At 70.9% G+C, this 23,451-nt stretch carries 19 protein-coding genes and 2 tRNA genes; 11 read left to right on the top strand and 10 right to left on the bottom strand.

Translation table 11 applies throughout. The features are described 5' to 3' along the window. Positions 1–80: 80 nt before the first annotated feature. The 4 genes from ssb to UG56_RS10430 form a co-directional block, all read right to left on the bottom strand. Positions 81–608: a single-stranded DNA-binding protein gene (ssb, locus tag UG56_RS10445; protein ID WP_071327015.1), complete on the bottom strand. Its 528-nt coding sequence runs from the start codon at positions 606–608 to the stop codon at positions 81–83. A gap of 150 nt (positions 609–758) precedes the next feature. After that, positions 759–2,411, bottom strand: coding sequence for a GTPase family protein (locus tag UG56_RS10440; protein WP_045551607.1), 1,653 nt, complete (start codon positions 2,409–2,411; stop codon positions 759–761). 42 nt (positions 2,412–2,453) lie between these two features. Next, positions 2,454–4,304 carry an ABC transporter gene (locus UG56_RS10435; protein ID WP_084100880.1) on the bottom strand — a complete coding sequence of 617 codons (1,851 nt, stop codon included), beginning with the start codon at positions 4,302–4,304 and terminating at the stop codon, positions 2,454–2,456. After that, the gene (locus UG56_RS10430; RefSeq protein WP_045551608.1) at positions 4,301–5,467 is read right to left on the bottom strand and encodes a PrsW family intramembrane metalloprotease; all 1,167 of its coding nucleotides are present in this window, start codon (positions 5,465–5,467) and stop codon (positions 4,301–4,303) included. Before UG56_RS10430 ends, UG56_RS10435 begins: the two co-directional genes overlap by 4 nt. A gap of 123 nt (positions 5,468–5,590) precedes the next feature. On the opposite strand from UG56_RS10430, the gene UG56_RS10425 reads away from it, so the two are divergent. Both UG56_RS10425 and UG56_RS10420 read left to right on the top strand, forming a co-directional pair. Further along, positions 5,591–7,015, top strand: coding sequence for an aminopeptidase P family protein (locus tag UG56_RS10425; protein ID WP_045551609.1), 1,425 nt, complete (start codon positions 5,591–5,593; stop codon positions 7,013–7,015). A gap of 1 nt (position 7,016) precedes the next feature. Beyond that, positions 7,017–7,898 (top strand): N-acetylmuramoyl-L-alanine amidase, encoded by an 882-nt coding sequence (locus UG56_RS10420; protein ID WP_177191456.1) that lies wholly within the window; start codon positions 7,017–7,019, stop codon positions 7,896–7,898. Positions 7,899–7,970: 72 nt separating this feature from the next. On the opposite strand, the gene UG56_RS10415 is transcribed toward UG56_RS10420, so the two are convergent. Further along, complete coding sequence (locus UG56_RS10415) at positions 7,971–9,812, bottom strand: hypothetical protein (protein WP_143054992.1); 1,842 nt, start codon at positions 9,810–9,812, stop codon at positions 7,971–7,973. A 468-nt stretch (positions 9,813–10,280) separates the two neighbouring features. Between UG56_RS10415 and UG56_RS10410 the strand changes: the two genes are divergently transcribed. Beyond that, positions 10,281–10,357, top strand: a tRNA-Arg gene (locus UG56_RS10410). A gap of 22 nt (positions 10,358–10,379) precedes the next feature. Here the strand turns inward: UG56_RS10410 and yczE are convergent. Further along, positions 10,380–11,003, bottom strand: coding sequence for a membrane protein YczE (gene yczE / locus UG56_RS10405; RefSeq protein WP_071327013.1), 624 nt, complete (start codon positions 11,001–11,003; stop codon positions 10,380–10,382). A 78-nt stretch (positions 11,004–11,081) separates the two neighbouring features. Here yczE and yczR point away from each other — a divergent pair, with 78 nt between their 5' ends. Both yczR and UG56_RS10395 read left to right on the top strand, forming a co-directional pair. Then, positions 11,082–12,512, top strand: coding sequence for a MocR-like transcription factor YczR (gene yczR / locus UG56_RS10400; protein ID WP_045551819.1), 1,431 nt, complete (start codon positions 11,082–11,084; stop codon positions 12,510–12,512). A gap of 58 nt (positions 12,513–12,570) precedes the next feature. Then, positions 12,571–14,196, top strand: coding sequence for a long-chain fatty acid--CoA ligase (locus tag UG56_RS10395; RefSeq protein ID WP_045551818.1), 1,626 nt, complete (start codon positions 12,571–12,573; stop codon positions 14,194–14,196). A 7-nt stretch (positions 14,197–14,203) separates the two neighbouring features. Here the strand turns inward: UG56_RS10395 and UG56_RS28335 are convergent, their stop codons facing one another. The 3 genes from UG56_RS28335 to UG56_RS10380 all read right to left on the bottom strand — a co-directional run bounded on the left by UG56_RS28335 (position 14,204) and on the right by UG56_RS10380 (position 18,248). Next, complete coding sequence (locus UG56_RS28335; protein WP_071327012.1) at positions 14,204–16,930, bottom strand: AfsR/SARP family transcriptional regulator; 2,727 nt, start codon at positions 16,928–16,930, stop codon at positions 14,204–14,206. A gap of 132 nt (positions 16,931–17,062) precedes the next feature. Continuing rightward, complete coding sequence (locus UG56_RS10385) at positions 17,063–17,647, bottom strand: hypothetical protein (RefSeq protein WP_143054991.1); 585 nt, start codon at positions 17,645–17,647, stop codon at positions 17,063–17,065. 220 nt (positions 17,648–17,867) lie between these two features. Then, complete coding sequence (locus UG56_RS10380) at positions 17,868–18,248, bottom strand: MmcQ/YjbR family DNA-binding protein (protein WP_045549501.1); 381 nt, start codon at positions 18,246–18,248, stop codon at positions 17,868–17,870. A gap of 76 nt (positions 18,249–18,324) precedes the next feature. Between UG56_RS10380 and UG56_RS10375 the strand changes: the two genes are divergently transcribed. The 4 genes from UG56_RS10375 to UG56_RS10360 all read left to right on the top strand — a co-directional run bounded on the left by UG56_RS10375 (position 18,325) and on the right by UG56_RS10360 (position 20,953). Then, on the top strand, positions 18,325–18,789 hold the full coding sequence (locus UG56_RS10375) for a MarR family winged helix-turn-helix transcriptional regulator (RefSeq protein WP_045549502.1): 465 nt from the start codon (positions 18,325–18,327) through the stop codon (positions 18,787–18,789). Beyond that, entirely contained in the window at positions 18,786–19,208 is a 423-nt protein-coding gene (locus tag UG56_RS10370; RefSeq protein ID WP_045549503.1) for a hypothetical protein, read from the top strand. Before UG56_RS10375 ends, UG56_RS10370 begins: the two co-directional genes overlap by 4 nt. Positions 19,209–19,217: 9 nt before the next feature. After that, on the top strand, positions 19,218–20,795 hold the full coding sequence (locus UG56_RS10365; RefSeq protein ID WP_045549504.1) for a phytoene desaturase family protein: 1,578 nt from the start codon (positions 19,218–19,220) through the stop codon (positions 20,793–20,795). Positions 20,796–20,877: 82 nt separating this feature from the next. Then, a tRNA-Lys gene (locus tag UG56_RS10360) sits at positions 20,878–20,953 on the top strand. A 120-nt stretch (positions 20,954–21,073) separates the two neighbouring features. Here the strand turns inward: UG56_RS10360 and UG56_RS10355 are convergent. After that, positions 21,074–21,826, bottom strand: coding sequence for a PaaX family transcriptional regulator C-terminal domain-containing protein (locus UG56_RS10355; protein ID WP_045549505.1), 753 nt, complete (start codon positions 21,824–21,826; stop codon positions 21,074–21,076). Between the two features lie 90 nt (positions 21,827–21,916). On the opposite strand from UG56_RS10355, the gene UG56_RS10350 reads away from it, so the two are divergent. Both UG56_RS10350 and UG56_RS10345 read left to right on the top strand, forming a co-directional pair. Continuing rightward, positions 21,917–22,738: an SDR family oxidoreductase gene (locus tag UG56_RS10350; RefSeq protein WP_045549506.1), complete on the top strand. Its 822-nt coding sequence runs from the start codon at positions 21,917–21,919 to the stop codon at positions 22,736–22,738. After that, positions 22,735–23,448, top strand: coding sequence for an enoyl-CoA hydratase/isomerase family protein (locus tag UG56_RS10345; RefSeq protein WP_052693714.1), 714 nt, complete (start codon positions 22,735–22,737; stop codon positions 23,446–23,448). The genes UG56_RS10350 and UG56_RS10345 overlap by 4 nt, the downstream gene beginning before the upstream one ends. The last annotated feature ends 3 nt before the right edge of the window (positions 23,449–23,451 follow it).

Here is a 23,451-nt window from a genome sequence, read left to right as displayed (position 1 = left end):
GGGGTCCACCCTAATGAGGGAGAGGCACGCCGGTACAACCGGCGCACCCCGCCGCCGACCCGGCGAGCGCCCGATCCACCTCAGGCCGCCGCGGACGTCTCCGTCTCGGCAGCCGCATCGACATCGTCGGCGGTCGCCGGCTTCTCCTCCCACGGGTCCGCGCCCGGAGCCCGCCAGTCGGCGATCGGGTCGCGCTCGGGGTCGTCGTCGCGCGGGTCGGGGGCCGGGGCAGCGGCCGCGGCCAACGAGCGCGGGTTGCGCGAGAGGCTCGTCATTCCACGGTTGAGGTCGTGGCCGACGACGGTCGCCTCCACCTCGAAGGTGTTGACCTCGAGGCCGTCCTTGTTGACGTAGCTGCGGGCCGATAGCCGTCCCTGGACGACCACCGGGTCTCCCTTGCGCAGCGAGCGCCCGACGTTCTCCCCCAGCTGGCGCCAGGCGCTGACCGTGAACCATTGCGTCACGCCGTCGCTCCACTCCCCGGTCGTCCGGTTGAGCTTCCGCGGTGTGCACGCCATCCGGAAGTTCGCCACCGAGACCTCACCGACGCTCCGCACGACAGGGTCGGCGCCGACGTAGCCGCGCAGGGTGATGATCGAGTCGTTCATCGTTGTCTCCTCAGTGTTCGCGCCCGCCTGGTGCGGGCCCTCGGAGACAACCCTGCGCTCGACCGCCGACAGTTCCGGGCGGCGTACGTCTGCCTGTGGACAACCCCGGATCGAACCGTCCCTGTGGACAGTGATCGGCCCGGCGATCGCTTAGCGCAGCGCCTTGGCCACCCCGTGGCGGAGCGCGGAGTAGGCCGCGAGCTCGGTCTCGATCGGGTCGACGACGAGCTCACGAGAGACCTCGGCGACCGCCGTACGCAGCCGCGCATCGGCCACCCGCGCCCGCCGCCGAGCGGTGCTGATCACCAGCAGATGACACACGCACCACAGCAGCAGCCCGAGCCCGACACCTCCGATGAACAGCACGTAGGGCAGCTCGACCCCGGCCACCGAGGGCGTCATGTCCCCGACCTGAGCCGCTCCGGAGAGGAGCAGCGCCACCGACCACACCAGGCCGACACCGGCGACGACGATCAGCAGCCACTGGAGCGCCTTCACCACCCCGGTCCACAGCGGCAGCCGTTCGGCGTTGAGGTCGACGCCGCCGACCGAGGAGTCGAGCCTGTCGGCGAGGTCGCCCATCCGCGAGACCGAGGCCCGGCGGATCGCGTCGCGCCACGGCGAGGCGAGCCCGGCACCGGCCTCGTCGGCCAGCTGCCGCACCTCGGTGTCGACCCGGGCTCGCTCGACGGCGGTGGTCTGCGGCAGCGAGGTCCGTGCCCGCCCCGCGAGCTGGGTCGCCTCCTCGCCGAGCGAGAGGTGAAGCCGCTTCAGCGGATCCGGCTTCAGCCGGGAGACCCACGAGATCAGCGGCCAGCCGGTCGCCGCCCGGGCACGGGTGCGTACGGACCGCTCGACGGCGTCGACCACGGTCGGCACCCCCGCGGCTTCCGCGATGGCGTCCTCCAACGCCTCCACCCGCGGCTTGGCCAGCGAGCGGGGCTTGGCGTCGCCGGACGCCTTGGCGAGCTTCACGGCCGCGGTCTTGATGTCGGCGGCGAGCCGGGACTTGTTGGCCCGCTTGGCCGCGGCCCGCTGGGCGATCTCCGTCTTGAGCTGCGGGATCCCCCAGCCGAGCTTGGCCGAGACCGGGATCACCGGGACGTTGCGCAGCCCGTCCTGGTCGAGCAGGCGGCGTACGTCGGCCAGCATCGACTCACGGCGGTCCTCGGGAACCCGGTCGATGTGGTTGAGCACCACGACCATGATCTCTGAGTGGGTGCGCAGCGGCTGCAGGTAGCGGTCGTGGATGGCGGCGTCGGCGTACTTCTGCGGGTCGAGCACCCACACCAGCATGTCGGCGAGCTCGACCAGCCGGTCGACCTCGAGATGGTGGGAGACCTCGGTGGAGTCGTGGTCGGGCAGGTCCAGCAGCACGACCCCGTCGAGCTCGTGACCCTCACGACGGGTGTCGAGCATCGAGTCGCGGGTGGTCTGGTGGCGCTCGGGGATGCCGAGCCACTCGAGCAGCTCCTGGGCGCCCTCCGAGCCCCACACGCAGGCGGTGGCCCACGACGTGGTCGGCCGGCGGACCCCGACGGCGGAGAGCTCCAGCCCGGTCAGGGCGTTGAACGTGGAGGACTTGCCCGACCCGGTCGCCCCCGCGACACCGACGACCGTGTGGTCGGCGGAGAGCTTGAGCCGCCCCTGGGCCTTGGTGACCACGCTGCGTGCGTTCTCGACGAGGCCGTCGTCGAGACGTCCGGTCGCGGCGGCGGTCGCAGCGGTGAGTCCGTCCAGCCGGTCACCGAGGTCTCCACCTCGGCCGACCAGGTTCTTTGCACCTTCGAGCAGGCCGCTCAATGCTCCCCCGTCCCTTCCTGGAATGTCTCGGTCTGACAAGTCTCAGTCATCGCCGCGCTGGCTGGCGAACCTGGCGTCGCCGACCTTACGCGCGGCGTGCCGCAGTCGCTCCGGTGCACCCTGGTCGATCTGCAGCGCGTCGACCTGCCCCGTGTAGCGCGCACGCTCCTCGTCGACGAGCCCCACGATGCGTACCTCAAGCGCCTTGCGCGCCTTGGCGGCCAGCCCGCGTACGGCCTGGTCACCGAAGACCGCCTCGAGCAGCTTCTGGCCGAGCAGGAGGGTGCCGCCGGCGATGCCCACCTCGGCACCGACGAGCGCTCCTCCGGTCGAGGCGAAGACCACCACCATCAGCGCGACACCGAGGCCGTTGACCCCGTAGGAGAGGAACTTCGCGGTCGTACGCTTGTCCTGACCCTCGCTGCGCACCATCTCGAGCACGTCCTGCTGCCAGTCGCGCACCGCTCGCTCGGCCTTGGGCCGCAGCGCGCGCGAGGCGCGGCCGAGGTCGGAGGGGCCGGCTGCCAGCAGCCCACGACCCGCCGGGCTCATCTGCCAGGCGGCCTCTGCCTTCTCGGCGGCCGCCTCGCACTGCTCCAGGATGAGCATCTCCAGGCCACCCTGCACGGCCGCGGTCACCCGCTCGGCCTGCTGGGGCTTGCCCTTGATCGAGCCGAGGATCCGGTCGCGGATCATCCCGACCCGCGTCTCGAGCGCCTTGAGGATCTCGCCGGTGCCGACGAACTCCTGCCAGCGGGCGAGCACCTCGCCACGCAGCAGCGTGCCGTCGGCGGTCGCCGCCATGATCGACTTCAGCGCCTCGTCGTAGGCCATGTCCGCATCCGTACGCAGCCGCTGCGCGGCCTCGCCCTGACCGTCCGCGGTGTCGGCGATCGGGTGCACCTCCAGGGTCAGCGCCCGCACCGCACCGTCGAGGGTCTGGGTGACGACCTGGTGACGCGCGGTGGCGTCGTCGGCGAGCATGTCGAGCCAGGCGCGTACCTCGGCGACGTGCTCGGGCGGCAGCAGCCCGTGCTCGGAGACCTCGCCCTCGTGGACGATGAAGAGCGGGGAGTCCTTGAGCCCGCGCGAGGCGAGCATCCGGGCCAGGTGGCCGGCCACCGTCTGGACCGCGTCGGTCGGGGTGCGGTCGAGCACCACGGCCACCGCCGTGGAACGGTTGGCCGCGAGCTGGAGGAACTCCCAGGGCACCTGGTCGGCGTAGCGCGCGGCCGAGGTGACGAAGATCCACAGGTCGGCCGCGGCGAGCAGCTCGGCCGCGAGCACCCGGTTGGCCTCCTCGACGGAGTCGACGTCGGGGGCGTCCAGGATCGCCAGTCCGGGGTGGAGCCGGTCGCTGGCGACCAGCTGCAGCGCACCCGGGTCGTTGGTCGGGTGATCGACCCGCTCCAGCTCGGGGAGCAGGCGGTCCTGGCCGAACCAGTGGCCGTCCTCGGGGTTGTGCACCAGCACCGGCGAGCGGGTCGTCGGCCGCAGCAGGCCCGGCGTGGTCACCTTGGTGCCGACCAGCGAGTTGACCAGCGTCGACTTGCCGGCGCCGGTCGAGCCACCGACCACCGCCAGCATGGGCGCGTCGATCGTCATCATCCGCGGGATGATGTAGTCCTCGAGCTGCTCGACCATGGTCTGCCGCGCGGCTCGCTGCTCGTCGGCACCGGGCAGGTCCAGCGGCAGGGTGACCTCGGTCAGCGCCTGATGGAGCTGGATGAGGGAGGTCACCATCCGGTTGCTCTCGCCGCCCCCCGCGAGGATCTGGGCCCTGGCGGCCTCGAACTCCGTGGTCGGCTTCTCGGCGAGCATCCCCGCCGTGAGCGCCTCGTATGCCTTCGACTCCTCGCCCGGAGCCCCAGAGTTGTGCGGATACTCGCTCATCCGGTCATCACCTGTCCGCTCGGGAACGCGATGTGTGGACGTACCTCACTGATGCGGTCAACGTATGCCCTCCCCCGGGCGGCGAAGTCCGGCGGCGGGTTGCCGCGCAGAAATCGCCAGTGCAAGTATCCGAGCTCGATCGCAGCCTGCTGGTATTCACGCATCGCCGCAACCCCCTGAGCCCCACCATGGGTCGACGCGAACTTCCGCGCCTGCTCCCGCCGCCGCAGATCGACCACCCAGCCGATGTCGGTGTAGGGGATCAGCCCGCGCTGGGCGGCGTCGGTCAGCGACCGGGTCAGCACGATCCGCTCGGACTTCCGCCGCCAGATCGCGAAGGCCACCATCGAGACGAACGCGGGCACCATCACCACGACGTACGCCAGCAGGAAGCCGGCCCCGTCGAAGAGCAGCGTCGAGCCGTTCCAGGTGCCGTGGGCCAGCACCGCGATGCTGTAGCCCAGCACCGGCGCGACCACCTTCAGCCAGCGCTTGCGGGTCACCACCGCGACCCCGATGCCGATACCGGTGAAGGCGGTGAAGAGCGGGTGCGCGAACGGGCTGAACAGGCAGCGCATCACGAAGACGACGGTGAACTCACCGATGTGTCCGGCCGAGCTGTCGCCCATGCCGGGCGTGCCGTTGTAGGTGCCGCCGAGATAGAGGATGTTCTCCGTGAACGCGAAGCCGATGCCGACCATGCCGGCGTAGACGATGCCGTCGAGCACGCCGTCGAGGAGGTGGCGTCGCCAGACCAGCAGCACGAAGAGGAACAGCCCCTTGGCCGCCTCCTCGGTGACCGGCGCGACGATCGCGAGCTGGGTCGGCTGGCTCCACCCGGCGAGCAGCGCCCCGACGCTCTGCACGATCAGCGCGGCCGCGACCGCGACGAAGGCACCCCAGCCCAGACCGAGGGCCAGCAGCGACTTCGGCTCCGGCTCATAGCGGTCCAGCCAGAGATACGCGTAGACGAGGGGCGCCACCGGAACGGCCGCGAAGAGCACCCCGAGGATCGCGCCGGTCGGTGCGAGATGGTCGTTGACGACGCTGGTGCTCAACAGAACGATGCCCAGCACCGGCAACGAGGCCAGCACGACAAGCACGCCCACCACGATGGTGAACGTGCGGTTGCTTCTCGTCGGATCCTTCGGGATCGCCCCCATGCGCGCCAGACTATCGGGCGCGCGGACCGGACGTGCCACCAGACACCGATCGAGACACGCTCGTGGCCCCGTGGCCTGGGAACTCACGAGCGTCGTCGTCACGGCGCGGCGTACGATTCCGGTATGACGGACAACGGCGCCCCCACTCCTGCAGACGACCACACCGAGAGCCATGACCAGTCGGTTCCGGAGGCGTGGTCCAACTTCATGAGGGAGGGCTGGGACGACCGCGAGGCCGAGGTTCCCGAGCATCCGATCACCCCGTGGGCGGCCGCCCGCCGGGAGCGCCTGGCGAGCATCTTCCCGGGCGAGCGCCTGGTCGTCCCGGCCGGCACCTACAAGGTCCGCGCCAACGACACCGACTACCGCTTCCGTGCCGACACCGCGCACGTGCACCTGACCGGCAACCAGACCTCCGACGCCGTCGTCGTGATCGAGCCCGACGGCAGCTCGGTCCTGTACGCCCGCCCGCGCAGCGGTCGCGACACCGACGAGTTCTTCCGCGACCGTCAGTACGGCGCGCTCTGGGCCGGTGCGCGTCCCTCGGCCCGTGAGCTCTCCGACTCGCTCGGCATCGAGGTACGCCACGTCGACCAGCTCGCGTCCGGGCTCTCCGCCAACACCCCGACCCGCGTCCTCCGCGGGGTCTCGGCCGACGTCGACAAGCTGGTCACCCCGGCCGAGGGCGGCCGCGACGAGGAGTTCACCAAGGCGCTCTCCGAGCTGCGCCTGATCAAGGACGAGTGGGAGCTCGGCGAGCTCAAGGAGGCCTGCGACATCACCGTGCGCGGCTTCACCGACGCGGTCCGCGAGTGGGACCAGGTGCTGAAGCACGGCGAGCGCTGGATCGAGGGCACCTTCTTCCGCCGCGCGCGTGCCGAGGGCAACGACCTCGGCTACGACTCGATCGTCGGCGGTGGCTCCCACGCCACCACGCTCCACTGGATCGACAACGACGGCCCGATCGTCCCCGGCGAGCTGGTTCTGCTCGACATGGGTGTGGAGGGCCACAACCTCTACACCGCCGACATCACCCGCACGCTCCCCATCTCCGGGACGTTCACGCCGCTGCAGCGCAACCTCTACGAGCTCGTCTACAAGGCGCAGCAGGCGGGCATCGAGGCGATTCGCCCCGGCGTGACCTTCCGGGCCGGCCACTTCGCCGCGATGGAGATCCTCGCCCACGGCCTCGACGACCTGGGGCTGCTGCCCGTCTCCGTCGACGAGGCGCTCTCCGAGGACAACAAGACCTACTCCCGCTGGACCCTCCACGGCGTCTCCCACATGCTCGGCCTCGACGTGCACGACTGCGCGTCCGCGTCGAAGGAGACCTACGTCGAGGGGCCGCTGCAGGAGGGCATGGTCCTCACCGTCGAGCCGGGCCTCTACTTCCAGAAGGAGGACAAGCTCGTCCCCGAGGAGCTGCGCGGCATCGGCATCCGCATCGAGGACGACATCGTGGTCACCGCCGACGGCGCCGTGAACCTCTCCTCCGGCCTGCCCCGCACCGCCGACGACGTCGAAGCCTGGATGGGCCAGTATCTGTGACGTGAATACTGACCGAGGTGACTCAGTCGAGCCGCGCTGCCTTCGTGGAGTTCCACGAGGGCAGCGACTGCTCACCGAGGTACCTCGGTCAGCGGCCGCCGTCGCCGGCTGCCTCGCGCTGGCCGCGGCCCTGACGGCCTGCAGCCCCGGACGTACGCCACGACAGCAGCCCGCCGCGTCGGCGACCCCGAGCGCCTCGACATCGGCGGCACCGGTCCCGGGCGACGTCTTCGAGGGCACCGTGGTCGGCATCGACCCGGGTCACAACGGCGGCAACGCGGGCGCACCCGAGGTGATCGACGAGCCGGTGTGGAACGGGCGCTCGAAGAGCCCGTGCAACACCACCGGCACCGCGACGAACGACGGCTACCCGGAGACCGACTTCACCTGGGCCGTGGCCACCAAGCTCGCCGCCGACCTGCGCGAGTCGGGCGCGAAGGTGGTCATGACCCGGGACAGCAACGACGGGGTCGGACCGTGCATCGACGAGCGGGCGAAGATCATCAACGACGCGAAGGCCGACGTCGCGATCGACATCCACGCCGACGGCGCGGCCGCCTCCGAGCGGGGCTACTCGCTGCTGATCCCGGTGCCGTCGGGCACGAACGACGAGATCGTCCAGCCCTCGCGGCGCTACGCCGAGCTGCTGCGTACCGAGATGGGGAAGACCGGGATGCCGCTGGCCTCCTACCTCGGCAAGGGCGGTTTCGTGGAGCGCGACGACCTGGCCGGGCTCAACCTGACCACGGTGCCGCAGGTGCTGCTCGAGACGGGCAACATGCGCAACGCCGCGGACGCGCGCCTGCTCAAGTCCGACCGGTTCCAGGCGAAGGTGGCCGCCGCCATCGAACGGGCGATGGCGGCGTACCTCCGCTCACGCTGAGCTCAGGCCGAGCTCAGGCTCCGATCCGCGCTTCGCGCGGTCACTCCTTCGCTCGGCCTCGCTCCAGTCGTCTCAGAGCTTCGTCCACTCGACGGGCTCGAGGCCGTACTCCTCCGCGATCGGCCCCCACGCCTTGGCGGCCGCCTTCTTCGGGTCATGGCTGGCCAGGCTGAGCGTGGTCGCCTTCTCCAGCTTGCGCTTGCCGCCGACGCACTCGCCGTCGGCGTTGAGCTTGCGCTTCTCGCCCCAGGCGGCGAAGGCCAGGTCTGCGTTCTGCGAGGTCATCCATGCGGACTCGAGGTTCTTGACGAGCTTCTGCGATCCGGGGAGGACGGCCGTGTCGATCGACGCGACCTTCGTCGCCAGCTCCTTGCGGGAGGCCGCGGCGTCTTGGAAGGTCTGCACCGCCTCGTCGATGTTCTCGCAGGCCTCGAGGTCCGCCTGAGCGGCGCCGATGGCCGCCTTGTCCTCCGCAGAGGTCTTGATGAGGTCGTCGATCTTCTTCGCCTCCGCCGCGGCTCCACCTGCGCTCGTGGTGGTGCCCTCGGCGGTGCCGGTCTTCGCGTTGGCGTCGTCGCTGTTGTTCACCAGGCCGATGACGAAGGCGATGATCGCGACCACGACGGCCAGCACCAGGACGATCAGGACCCAGCGCTTGCGGTCGAAGCCCTGCCCCTTGCCCTGACCACCCTGACCGCGCTGCGGCTCGTAGCGGGCGTCATAGGCGTTCCCGTACGGGTCGTAGCCCTGCGGCGCCATCGGCGGCGGCGCCGGGGTGTTGGGCCCACCGCCGACCGGCGGCTGCCCGACGAGGGTGGCGTCGGTGTAGGTGTTCTGGCCGTAGGGGTCACCGTACGGCTGGCCGAACTGGTCCGGGGACGAGTTCTGCGGCTGACCGAAAGGCTGCTCGTAACCCTGGTCGTACGCCTGCTCATGGGGCTGGTCGTAGCTCGGGGACCACTGGGCCTGGTCCGGCTCCAGCTGCGGCGCGAGCGGGGCATAGGCCGGGTCGCCGTACGCCGGGGGCTGCTGCCCCTGGTCGGGCTGGCCGAAGTCCTGCTGGGCGAAGTCCTGCTGGCCGAAGTCCTGCTGGCCGAAGTCCTGCTGGCCGCCGTCGTAGCGTGCCTCGGGCGCCGGGGCGTCGAACGACTGCTGCTGCGGCGGCGCGAACTGCTCGAACTCGTCGCGCGGACGGGTGCCGCCGGTGGCCTCCTCCTCGACGGTGTCGAAGCGAGGGCTCATCGCGACGGTGGTCTCCTCGGGGCGGACCGGCTCGGGCTGGCGTCGCTCGACCGGCGGCATCGCCTCCTGGGTCGCCTCGTACGCCGGACCATCCGGCCGCGGCGCGGGCTCGGCGAAGGCCGGGTGCTCCGCGCTCTGGTTGTGGGCCGCGGCCGGACGCGTGGGCAGCGGCGGCATGGCCGCGGGCTCCGGTTCGGGCTCCGGCGCCGGTGGCGCCTGCGGCTCCGGCCGCTGGGGCTCGGGGGTCCGAGCCTCGAACGTCTGGGCCTCGAACGCCTGCGGCTCGGGCGTCTGCGGCTCCCGCGGCTGCGGCTCGGGCGCAGGCGCGGGCGGCTCGGGGGCGCGCTCGTGCACGGGCGACCTCGTCGGCAGCCCCGAGGCCGGCGACGGCGCATCGGCCTGCGGCTGCGGCTCCTGCGGAGCCGGCTCGGGCTCGGGCTCCTCCGCCACGCGCTTGCGCTTCGGCAGGAAGAGCGACTGGGACTCGGAGGCGAGCTCCGGCTCGAACTTCGGCGTACGCGCCGCCAGCCCGAACAGGCCACCGCCCTCCGAACCTGCCGGCGGCGGCGCCATGCCACCGCCGAAGGCCGGCTGCTCACCGCTCGGGGCGGTGATGTTCAGCTGGGGCGCCATCGACGCCCCGGGCGTACGCCGGACCTGCCCGAGGGGCAACGGCGCCGGCTCCGCGTCGGCCTGCGGCGCGGGCCTCGCAGCTTCCTGCCCACGCCTCGGCAACGACAGACCACCCTGGTCAGGATCGGCACCCCGCTGCGGCAGTCGCGGCGGTGCGACCGGCTCCGGTGCACCCTGCGACGGCGGCTGATGAGCGCTTCTGACGGGGGTCCCACAACCTGTGCAGAAGCGCATACCGGTGACGGCTGCACCGCACGAGGTGCACATGGACTCCATAGTCATGTCCGGGGACCTTACCGATGATCCGGTCGAGTCTCGAACCCTCGTGGTCCACCACCCGGACACGTTGGTCGACAGTGTGGGGACAGTGCGCCCAAATACCCCCCACACCTTGGTAACACTCCGGTCAGCGTTTCGGTTTCCGATGCACACATGGGATACGGGCACCGGTAAGATCGGGCGCGGCCTGCGCAAACCCCCTTCCGGTGGGGTGCTCACGCGGGCCACGCCTCCGTAGCTCAGCTGGATAGAGCATCGGCCTTCTAATCCGACGGTCACAGGTTCGAATCCTGTCGGGGGCGCCACCGGAAATTCGTGTGGGTTAAATCATGCGCCCGCGCGTGTTTCTGCGGCGACGGCGGTCGCGGCGGTCCTCCCGGCGTACATCGCCCGGAAGAACGGCAGGGTGCGGTGCACCATCGGACCGATCAGCAGCGCCTCGGCGACCGTGCCGATCCCGACCAGTCCGCCGAGGAGCCAGCCGATGGCGAGCACGGTGATCTCGACGCCCGCGCGGCAGAGCCAGACCGGGGCACCGGTCCGCTCGTGCAGCCCGGTCATCAGGCCGTCACGCGGGCCGGGGCCGAGGCCCGGAGCGATGTAGATCCCGGTCGCGGCAGCGAGCAGCGACAGCCCGCCCGCGAAGACCGCGACCTGTGCGACCGGACCGGAGACGGGCGGGATGAGCCACAGACCGATGTCCGCCGAGGTCCCGACCAGGAGCACGTTGAGCACCGTCCCGATCCCGGGCCGCTGGCGCAGCGGGATCCACACCAGCAGCACGCCGAGCCCGATCAGGTTGGTCATCAGGCCGAACGAGATGCCGGTGACCTCGACCAGACCCGAGGTCAGCACGTTCCACGGCCCGACGCCGAGCGAGGCACGCAAGAGCAGAGCGAGTGCGATGCCATAGAGGAAGAGTCCAGTTATCAACCAGGAGAGCGACTTCACAGAGAGATCCTTCACGATTGCAAAGCCAATCACGGGTCCAATCGAAGGTAAAGGAGCCAATCAGCGTAAGGTGGCCTCATGCCTCGCGGAAGAATCGGAGCCACTGCGCTCGCCGGCCTGCTCGGTCAGTGGCAGGGAGAAGGCCCGGCGTACGAGAACCTGGCCGAACGGATCCAGCTGCTGCTGATCGACGGACGGCTCTCCGCCGACGTACGCCTCCCCTCCGAGCGCGAGCTCTCCGAGCGGCTGACTCTGAGCCGCACCACGATCACCGCCGCCTACCGGCGCCTGCGGGAGCACGGCTACGCGCTGAGCGTGCAGGGGTCGGGCACCACGACCAAGCTCCCGCCCACCGCACCCGACTCGTTCACCGAGGGCGGTGAGATCGACCTGGTCAGGGCCACCCTGCCGGCCACCCGACGGCTCCCCGAGGCCGCCGTCGAGGCGACCCGGCGACTGGCCGACCACATGACCGGCCCCGGCTACACGCTGTGGGGCATCGAGGAGCTCCGCGCGGAGATCGCGGCGCGCTACACCGCGCGCGGCCTGCCGACCGATCCCGATCAGATCATGGTGACCACCGGCGGCCAGAGCGCGATCGCCCTGCTCGCCCGCACCGTGATCAGCCGCGGCGACCGGGCCTACGCGGAGAGCCCGTCCTACCCCAACGCGTACGACGCCCTGAGCCTCGCCGGCGCCCGGATCATCACGAGCCCGGTCACCACCGACGCCGGCTGGGACATGCCGGCGATGGCGGCGGCGATCGCCCGCACCACCCCCGTGATGGCGTACGTCATGCCCGACTTCCACAACCCGACGTCCCGATCGATGTCGACCGAGGACCGGCTCCGGCTGCTGCACGCCGCCGCGAAGGTCGACACCCTCGTGGTGGCCGACGACACCACCGCCGAGCTGAACATCGACCGCCCGCACACCTACCCACCGTTGGCCGCGATGGCCGGTGAGCACCAGGCCCGTGTCGTCCACATCGGCTCGGCGAGCAAGATGCTGTGGGGCGGGCTGCGCGTCGGCTGGATCCGGGCCGACCCGGTGCTGCTGACCCAGATCGCCAGCGGGCGCTCGGCGACCGACCTCGGCACCCCGATCTGGGAGCAGCTGGTCACCACGATCCTGTTCCAGCACCTCCCCGAGATCCTCGAGGAGCGCGCCGCCCAGCTCGCCGCCGGCCGTGCCGCGCTCTACCACGCGATGCGCGAGCACCTGCCCGACTGGGAGCTGCCGCCACGTATCGACGGCGGTCTCTCCGCCTGGGTCGGCCTGCCGGCACCGGTCAGCTCCCAGCTCACCCTGGCCGCCCGGCCCCACGGACTGCTCGTCACGGCCGGGCCGCGGTTCGGGGTCGACGGCGCCTACGAGCGTCACCTGCGGCTGGCGATCACGCCCCGCCCCGACCTGGTCCGGCGCGGTGTCGAGATCCTCGCTGAGGTATGGCCGCGCGCCGCCTCCACCCCCGCCCTGGCCCTCACCACCTCGGAAGCCGTCGTCTGACCGAGCCGACTCGGCGAATCTGTTGTGACCCGTGCCACATTCCGTCAGGATGTGGGGCATGCAAGGACTGATCCAGGACGCACCGCTGACCATCGACACGATCATCCGGCGCGCCGAGCGCGTCTTCCCGACGCGGGAGATCGTCACCAAGACCGCCACCGGTCTGGAGCGCCACACGTTCAAGGACCTGGCCGTGGAGGTGCGCAAGCAGGCCGCCGTGCTCGACCGGCTGGGCATCTCCGAGGACGGCCGGGTGGCGAGCTTCGCGTGGAACACCCTGCGCCACCTGGCGCTCTACTACTCCGTCCCCTGCACCGGCCGGGTGCTGCACACCGGCAACATCCGCTACTTCCCCGAGCAGCTCGTCTACACGTTCAACCACGCCGAGGACGAGGCGGTCTTCATCGACCGGTCGCTGCTCGGCCTGCTGGCTCCGCTGCTCCCCCAGCTGACCACGCTCGAGCACGTCGTCGTGATGGACGACGGGGCGCCGACGCCGCTCCCCGACGACCCGCGGGTCGTCTCCTACGAGGAGCTGATGGCCGACGCCGAGGAGGGGCACATCGACGGACGGGTCACCGACGAGCGCACCGCCGCCGGGATCTGCTACACCTCGGGCACCACCGGCAACCCGAAGGGCGTCGTCTACACCCACCGCTCGCAGTACCTGCACGCGCTGGCCTCCCTGTCCGGCACCCTCTTCGGCACCAACGACCGTGACCGGGTGCTGCCGGTGGTGCCGTTCTTCCACGCCAACGGCTGGGGCTTCGCCCACTCCTCGCTGCTCGCCGGCGCCAACCTGATCCTGCCCGGCCCCGACCTCTCGCCCGCCGGCATCATCAAGCTGCTCGAGGCCGAGAAGGTGACGATCGCGGCCGGCGTACCCACCATTTGGATGGGCATGGTCCCGCTCCTGAAGGACGCCGACCTCTCCTCGCTGCGCGTGGTCATCTGCGGCGGCTCCGCGGTGCCGAAGTCGCTCTCGGAGGCCTGGCGCGAGGCGATCGGCCTGCCGATCACCCAGGCCTGGGGCATGACCGAGATGTCGCCGCTCGGCAGCGTCTTCAACGAGCGCGCCGAGATCGCCGACCTCTCCGAGGAGGAGAAGGCCGACTTCCGTACGTCGCCGGGCATCCCGGCGGTCGGCGTCGAGCTCCGCATCGTCGAGCCCGGCACCACCGACGAGCTCCCCTGGGACGGGGAGACGACCGGCGAGCTCGAGTGCCGCGGCCCGTGGATCGCCTCGGGCTACTACAAGGTCGACGCACCGACCTCCTTCTCCCCCGACGGCTGGCTGCGCACCGGTGACATCGCCGCGATCGAGCCGCTGGGCTACGTACGCATCGTCGACCGCACCAAGGACCTGGTGAAGTCCGGTGGCGAGTGGATCTCGACCGTCGCGATCGAGAACCTCATCATGGGCCACCCGAGCATCGCCGAGGCCGCGGTCGTCGCGGTGCCGCACCCCAAGTGGGGCGAGCGGCCGCTGGCGTTCGCGGTGGTCAAGGACGGTGAGTCGGTGACCAAGGAGGAGCTGCTCGGCTACCTCGCCGACAACCTGGGCAAGTGGCAGGTGCCCGACGACGTGGTCTTCATCGACGAGGTGCCCAAGACCTCGGTCGGGAAGTTCTCCAAGAAGACCCTGCGCGAGGAGTACGCCGACTACAAGCTGCCCACGGCGTAGCCCGAGCTCAGCCCAGCTGCGCGAGGATCGAGTCGCGCTCGACCCTCGCGCAGCGGGCGTCCTCGTGCTTGCCCAGGGCGGCGCGGGTCTCGGCCAGGTGGCCGAGCGCGTCGGCCAGACCGGGCAGGTCGCCGGCGGCACGCAGCTTGGTGACCGCCTCGTCGAAGTGGCCGGCCGCCTCGTCGACCGCGCCGAGCTGCTGGTGGATCCAGCCGATGGTGGCCACGACGTTGCCCTCGCTGCGGTAGCCGGGGGCCACCCGGCGCAGCTCGGCGAGCGCCGCCTCGCAGTGCCGCAGCCCCGACTCGTACGCCCCGTCGAGGGCCTCGTAGAGGCCGAGCCGGCCGGTCGTCCAGGCCGCCCGGATCGGGTCGCCCCCGCGCGCGAAGACGTCCGCCGCCCGAGCCGCGTACGCAGCAGCCCCGGCGTGGTCGCCGGAGGCCGTGGCCACGGTGGCCAGCCGGTGCAGGGTCTTGCCCTCCGCCACCAGGTCGGCGGACTCCATCGCCAGGTCGAGTGCCCGGCCGAGGTGGTCGAGGGCGTCCTCGACCCGGCCCAGGCGCCCGCAGGCCGCCCCGGCGGCGCGGTGCATGACGCCGAGCCCGGCCGGGTCGCCGCCCTGCGAGACGCTGCGTCGCACGCCCGGGAGCGCCGCCTCGGCCAGCGCCGCGAGCTCGATCCAGCGCCCCTGGAGGTCGAGCAGGCGCTCGAGGGCTCCGACGAGCAGCACGATCCGATCGGGCGCGATACCCCGGCCCACGGCGACGTCGATCACCCGGGAGATCACCGGCAGCTGCGTGGCGATCCAGGCGAGCGCCTCGCCGCTGTCGCCGACGACCTCGATGGTGACCCCGTCGCGCATCGGCTCGGTGGTGCCGAGGTGGCTCTGATGAGGGTCGTAGGCGCTGTGCACGGCCCGAGCGCTGAAGACGTAGTGGTCGATCATCCGCAGCTCGGCCTCCTCGCGCACCGGGTCCGGCTCGCCCGTGGCGAGGTCGGCGGCGTACTCCCGGAGCAGGTCGTGCAGCACGAACCGGCCGGGCGCGACCTCGGTCAGCAGGTTGGCCTCGGTGAGCTCGTCGAGCAGGCGGCGCACCCGCACCCGGGAGATCCCGGCGAGACTGGCCGCGGCCAGGACGGTGAGCGTCGGCCCGGGATGCAGCCCGATCAGCCGGAACAGCCGGGCCGCCTCCTCGGACAGGTGCCGCACCGACCACGAGAAGGTCGCCCGGATGTCCCCGCGACCACCGCCGAACCCGTCCAGGCGGGACTCGCCGAGCTCCTCGGCCAGGTCGGCGAGGGCGTAGGCGGGCCTGGTCGCCGCCCGGGCGGCCACGACCGACAGCGCCAGCGGCAACGAGGCGCACAGCTCGATGATCCGGTCGACGGCCTCCGGCTCGGCCAGGAGGCGCTCCTTCCCGAGCCGCCCGGCCAGCAGCTCGTAGGCCTCGGCGTCGTCGAGCAGCCCCAGCTCCATCGGTCTCGCGCCGGCCTCCGCGACCAGGCCGGAGAGCCTGTTCCGGCTGGTCACCAGGGTCACGCACCCGGGACTGCCGGGGAGCAGGCTGCGGACCTGCTCGCTGTCGCGGGCGTTGTCGAGCACGAGCAGCACCCGCTTGCCGGCGAGCTTGCTGCGCAGCAGCCCGGCCCGGCCGTCGATGTCCTGGGGCTGGCGGGACCGCTCCACCCCGAACGCCTCGAGCACCACGCCGAGCGCGTCCAGCGGGTCGAGCGCGTCGCGCGGGTCGAAGCCACGCAGGTTCACGAACACCTGCCCGTCCGGGAAGCGCGGGGCGCTCCGGTGCGCCCAGTAGAGCGCCAGCGTCGTCTTGCCGATCCCCGCGGTGCCCGCGATCGCCGAGATCACCACGGCCCGGCCGTCGTCCTCCGTGACCAGCTGGTCCAGCTTCGTCAGCTGGTCCTCGCGACCGGCGAAGGTGGCGACGACCGGCGGCAGCTGGCGCGGCACGATCTCCTCGTGGGTCCGGGCCGGCGCGGGCTCGGGATCGTCGCCGTCGAGGATGCGCAGGTGCAGGTCGCGTACGTCCTTGGACGGCTCGACCCCGAGCTCGTCGCGGAGGACACGGAAGAGACGCTGGTAGGCGTCCAGGGCCTCGGCCGTACGGCCGGAGTGCCACAGCGCCGTCATCAGCAAGAGCCACAGGCCCTCCCGGAGCGGGTTGGCCTGCACGACCGGCCCCAGGTCGCCCACCACCGCGGCCTGACGGCCGAGCGCCAGGTCGGCGGCGGCTCGCGACTCGACGGCGACCAGGCGCAGCTCCTCGAGACGCGCGGCCTCGGTCGCGATCATGCGGGACTCACCGACCGCGCCGTAGGCGCCTCCGGTCCACAACCCCAGCGCGGCGTCGAAGAGCATGCTGGCCCGCTCGTGGTCACCGGCCTCGGCGGAGGCACGGCCCTGCTCGACCAGGTCCTCGAAGCGGGCCTGGTCGATGTCCGCGCCGACGAGCGCGTAGCCGTTCGCCCGGCTCTCCAGGCGGTGACGATCCTCGCCGAGCGCACGGCGCAGGTCGCGGACGCGCTGGTGAAGGAGGTTCACCCCCGTCGCCGGAGGTGAACCTCTCCACAGCTCGTCGACCAACAGGTCGGAGGAGACCGGCGCTCCACGCGCGGCGGCCAGCAGGGCAAGCAGGGTCCGTCGCGTACGCGACAGCCTCTGCACCGTGCCGTCGTCACAGATCAGCTCGACGGCGCCAAGGACCCGGACCCGCACCACACCTCCAGTTGACCACGCAGCATTACGTCCGAGACGAACCATCGTCTCATCACCACACCGATGGTGACGCGGAATGCCGCCAGAAGGTTGCCTGGAGGACGTACTGAGCCCAGATTTAGGGCTTCAGGTCTACGGAACCCGCCACAGGCCGCTCTCGCCGCCCTTGTCGATCTGGAACGCGACCTGCTTGATGGTCGCCCCGACCGGGACGACGAACGGCACCAGGGCCGTCCGCTGGTCACGCGGCTGCAGCCCGAACGGGTTCGGGAACACCTCGCCGCCGTCGACCTTCACCGTGCTGGGCTGGCTCTTGTACTTCTTGCCCGAGGCATCGATCACCGTCGTACCGGTGGCCGGGGTGTCGTTGAAGACCCTCGACCCGGCGTTGATGACCTGGATCTCGACGGCCATCACGCGCGACCCCGGCGGAGTCACGGTGCCGTCGGTGAACGACGTCTCGAAGACGTCCTGCACGATCACCCGCAACAGGATTCCGGGTGCTTCGCCCTTGATGGTGCCCTCGCCCGTCAGCCCCAGCTGCTGGTTCTGCTGGATCCTCTCGGTGCTGTCGACGGTGATCACCTTCTTCTCCATCGCCGGGTTCTCACCGTGGTTGTTGCTGTACAACCCGTAGTCGACGGAACTGTCCGAACCGCAGCCGACCCCGGCCGCCGCAACGGCTCCCCCGAGGATCAGCATGGCCAAACGACGCACACGCACTCCTTATGAAATTTGTTGCCGTGGATAGGAAATTGTTCCCCTGGATTTACCATGGCAACATGCCGGAGTCCAAGCGGTCAGCCTAGGGTCTAAGGTCCCAATCGAAGCCTCTACTCTTCGCAACTTCTTCCACAGGCAGACGCCGTGGACGAGCGTCGAAATCAGCGCCACCACGAGAAATCAGGGCGTGACCAGCGAGACCTTCGCGCGGACCCTACTCGGACCCCACCGCCGGGCGTTCCACGAGAGCGGCCAGCTTCGCCGGAGCCTGGATACAGTAGGAATCGGTGAGAAGCTCAGCGACCTCGTCCCAGTCGGTGTCGTCGTCGAGGATCATCCCGACCACATTGCCGCCCCAGCCGGCCTTGAAGTAGGGGTGGCCCAGATGCTCGAAGGCCACCACCTCGTCAGGCTCGCCCCGGAACACGATCCGGAAGAGCTGGTCCTCACCGCCGAAGACGTGCGCGATCGTCGCCTGGCCGACCCGCCAGCGCACCCCCACCCAGGCGTCGTCCTCGAGGCACTTCGGGAACGCGCCGAGGATCTCCCGCAGCCGCGCCACCATCGCCTCGGGAACCTCTGGACGCTCAGCCATGCCTCCGATCCTGCCAGGGAGCACCGACATCCTTAATTGCTATACATGTTTATGATCAACATGTACGGTTTCTGGCATGGAGAAGCAGACGATCGGATACGTCGTGTGGCGGCTCGCCATGCGTCTGCGGGTGTCGATGGACCGAGCGCTCGCGCCCCTGGGGCTCACCCACGCGCAGTACTCGCTCATCGCCTCCCTCTACGGCCTCCGCGCCTCGGAGGCCCCCACCCAGAAACAGCTGGCCGACCTCACCGGACTCGAGCCGATGTACGTCTCCAAGCTCGCCCGCCAGCTCGAGACGAAGGGCTGGGTCGAGCGCGTCCGCGACGCCAAGGACACCCGAGCCGTACGTCTCGCCATCACACCCGAGGGCACCGAGGTGACCCGCGAGGCGATCACGGTGACCAGCCGACTGCTCGACCAGCTCACCGCACCGCTCGGCGGCCGCACCAGCCGCCGTGCCGCCGAGGCGCAGGCAGCGCTCGAGGCGATGCTCACCGCACCCATCGACACCGACCCCACACCTGGAGAACGATCATGACCACCGCAACTCCTCCCGTCACCGGCGCCAACCTGGGCGTCGCCTACTTCGCGATCCGCAAGAACCTCCTCGACGTGCTCGACGACTACGACCTGACCTTCGAGCAGTCGCTCCTGCTCAACTACCTGAGCCGGGGCGATGCGACGCGGGCCGAACTGATCACGACGACCGCCGGCAACATCAAGGTCTCCGCGGCCGAGGTCGAGTCCCACCTCGACGCCGCGATCGCCCGCGGTCTGATCGCCGACGGCCTCACCCTCACCTCTGCGGGCGAGCGCCTCCAGCAGCAGATCACGGAGCGCAGCCAGCCGCTGACCAGGACGTTCTTCGCCGACATCCCGGCCGAGGACCTCGCCGCGACCGCACGCGTCCTGGCCACCCTCACCGAACGGGCCAACGCCGCTCTGGCCACCTCCTAAGATCGGCCCATGGCACAGGAGACGTACGACGTAGTGGTGGCCGGCGGCGGTCACAACGGCCTCACCGCCGCGGCCTATCTGAGCCGGGCGGGCCTCTCGGTCCTGGTGCTGGAGCGGCTCGACCATGTCGGCGGCGCGGCCATCTCGGCGCAGGCGTTCGAGGGATTCCCGACCCGGCTCTCGCGCTACTCCTACCTGGTCTCCCTGCTCCCCGAGCAGATCCGCACCGACCTCGGGCTCGACATCGAGCTCGCGTCGCGGCAGACCGCGTCGTACTCGCCCTATCTGGACGGCTCCCGGGCCACCGGCCTTCTCGTCGAGACGCCCGAGGGCGAGGCCACCGCGGCCAGCTTCCGCGCGGTGACCGGGTCGGAGGAGGAGTACGCCGCGTGGCAGTCGTTCTACGCGGAGGTCGCCGATCTGGCCCGGGTCGTCGCCCCCACCCTCACCTCCCCGCTGTCCACGGCCACCGCGATCAGGTCGCAGGTGGGCGCGCCGATCTGGCGCGACCTCGTCGAGCGGCCTCTGGGCGAGGCGATCGAGCGCCGGTTCGGCAACGACCTCGTCCGTGGCGTGGTCGCCACCGACGCCCTGATCGGCACCTTCGCCGGCCTCGGCGACGAGACCCTGATCCAGAACCGCTGCTTCCTCTACCACCTGATCGGCAACGGCACCGGCGAGTGGCGGGTCCCGGTCGGCGGCATGGGTGCGGTCACCGGCGCGATCGCCAAGGCGGCGTACGCCGGCGGGGCGCAGGTCCTCACCGGCGCGACCGTCACCTCGATCCGGGGCGGTGCGGCCGGCGAGGGCGCCGAGGTCACCTGGACCGACGGCTCCGGGTCCCACACCGCGGCCGCCGACTACGTGCTCTCCGGCCTGGCCCCGTACGTCCTCGACGGCCTCCTCGGCCGCACCCCGTCCCCCGCGACCAAGCCGGTGGGCGCCCAGCTCAAGATCAACATGCTCCTCGAGCGGCTCCCCCGGCTGCGCTCCGGCGAGGACCCGAAGGTCGCCTTCGCCGGCACCCTCCACCTCGGCGAGTCCTACTCGGAACTGGAGAAGGCGTACGCCGAGGCCGCCGCCGGCTCGGTGCCGACCGAGATGCCCGGCGAGGTCTACTGCCACTCGCTGACCGACCCCTCCATCCTCGGCGACGTGCCGCCCGGCACCCAGACCCTCACCTACTTCGGCCTGCACGCCCCGGCGACCCTCTTCGAGGACCCGGCCACCCGCGAGGAGCGCAAGGCCCTTGCGGTCGAGCGCGCCATCGCCTCCCTCGACCGGCACCTGCTCGACCCGATCTCCTCCGTCGTCGCCCGTTCCGCGGACGGGGAGCCGTGCATCGAGGCCAAGATCCCCCAGGAGATCGAGGCCGACCTCGCCATGCCCGGCGGCCACATCTTCCACGGCGACCTCGCCTGGCCCTGGGCTCCCGACGACGCCGACCTGACCACTCCGGCCGCCCGCTGGGGCGTCGCCACCGACCTCGGATCGGTCCTGCTGTGCGGCTCCGGCGCCCGCCGCGGCGGCGCCGTCTCCGGCCTCGGCGGCCACAACGCCGCCCAGGCGGTTCTGGAGCTCCGCTGACCCCCTCCTCGATTTGGGCCGCATCCGCGCCCGCTGCTAATGTTCTTCTCGTCGCCGAGCGCGCCTGACGCGCGAAGGACATGCGCCATTAGCTCAATTGGCAGAGCAGCTGACTCTTAATCAGCGGGTTGTAGGTTCAAGTCCTACATGGCGTACCAAACAAGGCTCCTGACCTGGATAGACGGTCAGGAGTTTCTTGCATTTCAGGGACCCGATACTGCGTGCGTAAGGAATCGCGCAAGGAATGCGGTCACCAGCCCGTCTGCTCATCCGCACATTCAGGAGACGCGCTCGATGAGCGCTCGACGAGTCTCGATCAGCCAGTCCTTGTAGTCGAGGTGCGCCTTGCGCAGCGCGGCACCGGGCCAGTCCGCGGGGAGCAGCTCGTCGGGCAGGGCGGGATCCTCGAGCAGGTGGCGAACGGACGTCGCGCAGGCGGTGAACCGGAGTACGGGGTCGTCGGTGTCGGTGGCCGCCAGCAGCTCGCGCGCCCGGTCGGCCCAGCCGGTCAGGTCCCACAGCCTGCCGGCGAGCGCGGCAGGGTCGGTCGTGGGGCGCATCGTCAGCCGCTCGCACAGACCGGCGAGGTGATCGGACCAGGCGAGGTCGAGGTTGGCCGGGCGTACCCAGACACCCTCACGCAGCTCGGCCAGCCGGAGGTCGGTGAGCGTCGCGCGGAGGCTCGCGCGGTCGGCGGCGGAGCGGCCGGTAGCGGTGATGACGACCATGTCCCACTCGCCGTCCCACGCGCTGGTCTGCACGTGGATCGCCGCCTCCTGACGGCGCTGGCGGTGGCTCAACCTCTCGGAGAGCCGATATCTCCCGTCCACCGTTCGGACCAGGTCCTCGGCGGCGACCATGCGGGAGAGCGCGACCCGGACCGTCGTCTCCGAGAAGCCGACCAGACCGCCGCCTGCGACGAGCTCGCGAGCGGACAGCGTGGGCACCTCGGCACCCATGAGCAGGCCCAGGAGCGCCGAACGGGCGGACACAGGGCGAAGGGCGCTCGCGGCGGCGTTGTTCGATGACATCGCTGCGACCTTACATCAATCCCACGTCCGCAGACGATGTGTTATTTACGTCATTGCCACAACCGCAGGGGATCTGTAACGTTCCCAGGCATGAGCCTTACTGGACGCACCATCATCATGTCGGGCGGCAGCCGCGGCATCGGCCTGGCCGTGGGCATCGCCGCGGCGCGACTGGGAGCCAACGTCACGCTGCTGGCGAAGACGGACAAACCCGACCCGCGACTCCCCGGCACCGTTCACACCGCCGCCGCCGAGATCGAGGAAGCAGGCGGGCAGGCGCTGGCGGTCGTGGGCGATGTCCGCGACGAGGCCTCGGTGGAGAACGCGGTCGCGCAGACCGTCGAGCGGTTCGGCGGCATCGACATCGTGCTCAACAACGCCTCCGCGATCGCGCTCGACGGCACGGAGGACCTGCCGATGAAGCGGTTCGACCTGATGACCCAGATCCAGCTGCGCGGCACGTACCTGCTCACCAGCAAGTCGCTCCCCCACCTGCGCGCGTCGGCCAACCCGCACATCCTGTCGCTGTCGCCGCCGGTCAACCTGTCGCCGCAGTGGCTGGGCAAGCACCCGGCGTACACCCTGGCGAAGTACGGGATGAGTCTGCTGACGCTCGGCTGGGCGGCGGAATATGCCGAGCACGGCATCGCCGCCAACTGCCTGTGGCCGGAGACCCTCATCGCCACCGCCGCGGTGCAGAACCTCCTCGGCGGAGACGCAGCGGTGGAGAGGTCGCGTACGCCCGAGATCGTCGCCGACGCCGCGATGGAGATCCTGGGGCGCCCCTCGCGCGAGTGCACCGGCAACGCGTTCCTGGATGTGGACGTGCTTCGGGATGCCGGAGTCACGGACTTCTCGAAGTACGGCGGCACCGGCGACCTGGAGTACGACATCTTCGTGGACCGGCCATGACGAGCCTGGTCAGAGAGCGGCGCGGAGAGGTCGAGATCCTCCGGCTCAACCGTCCCGAGAAGCGAAACGCTCTCGACACCCCGACGCTGCGCCTGCTCAACGACGTGTTGAGGGAGCTGTCCGATGACGGCGACGTTCGTGCCGTCGTCCTCTCGACGACGTCTCCCGAGGCCTTCTGCGCAGGCGCGGACGTCACCGAGGCCCTGGACGCGGCCGGCGGAGTCGCACGGATGGAGGCGTTCGCGGAGCTCTACCGGCTCGTCGAGCAGGTGCCCGTGCCGACGATCGCCGTCTGCGTCGGCAACTGCGTGGGCGCCGGCGCCGAGATCATCGCCGGCTGCGACCTGCGCGTGGCCGGGGAGAATCTGAAGCTGGCATGGGCGGGGGCTCGGCTGGGCGTTCCGGTCGGACCGGCCCGACTGACCCAGCTCGTCGGCCTCTCGCGCGCCAAGGAGCTGATCTACACCGGGCGCCCTGTCGGGGCGGACGAGGCTGTCGCGCTGGGCCTGGCCCAGCGGAGGGCTCCTGCCGACGAAGCCGAGGCGATCGCTCTCGAGCTGGCAGGGCTCGTCGCGCGTCAGTCGTCCGACGGGGTCCGCACCCTGAAGAAGATGTTTCGCGAGCTCGAGGGCACCGCCGACCGCATCACGTACGAGAACGAGCGGCTGCTGGACTTCCAGCGGAACAGTGTCGGCCTGCCGCAGGGCTAGCCG

Origin of the sequence: Nocardioides luteus, from assembly GCF_000960475.2 — a bacterium.
GTDB lineage: Bacteria > Actinomycetota > Actinomycetes > Propionibacteriales > Nocardioidaceae > Nocardioides > Nocardioides luteus_A.
The sequence above is the reverse complement of the archived record's forward strand: the minus strand, read 5'-3'. Positions and strand labels throughout refer to the sequence as shown.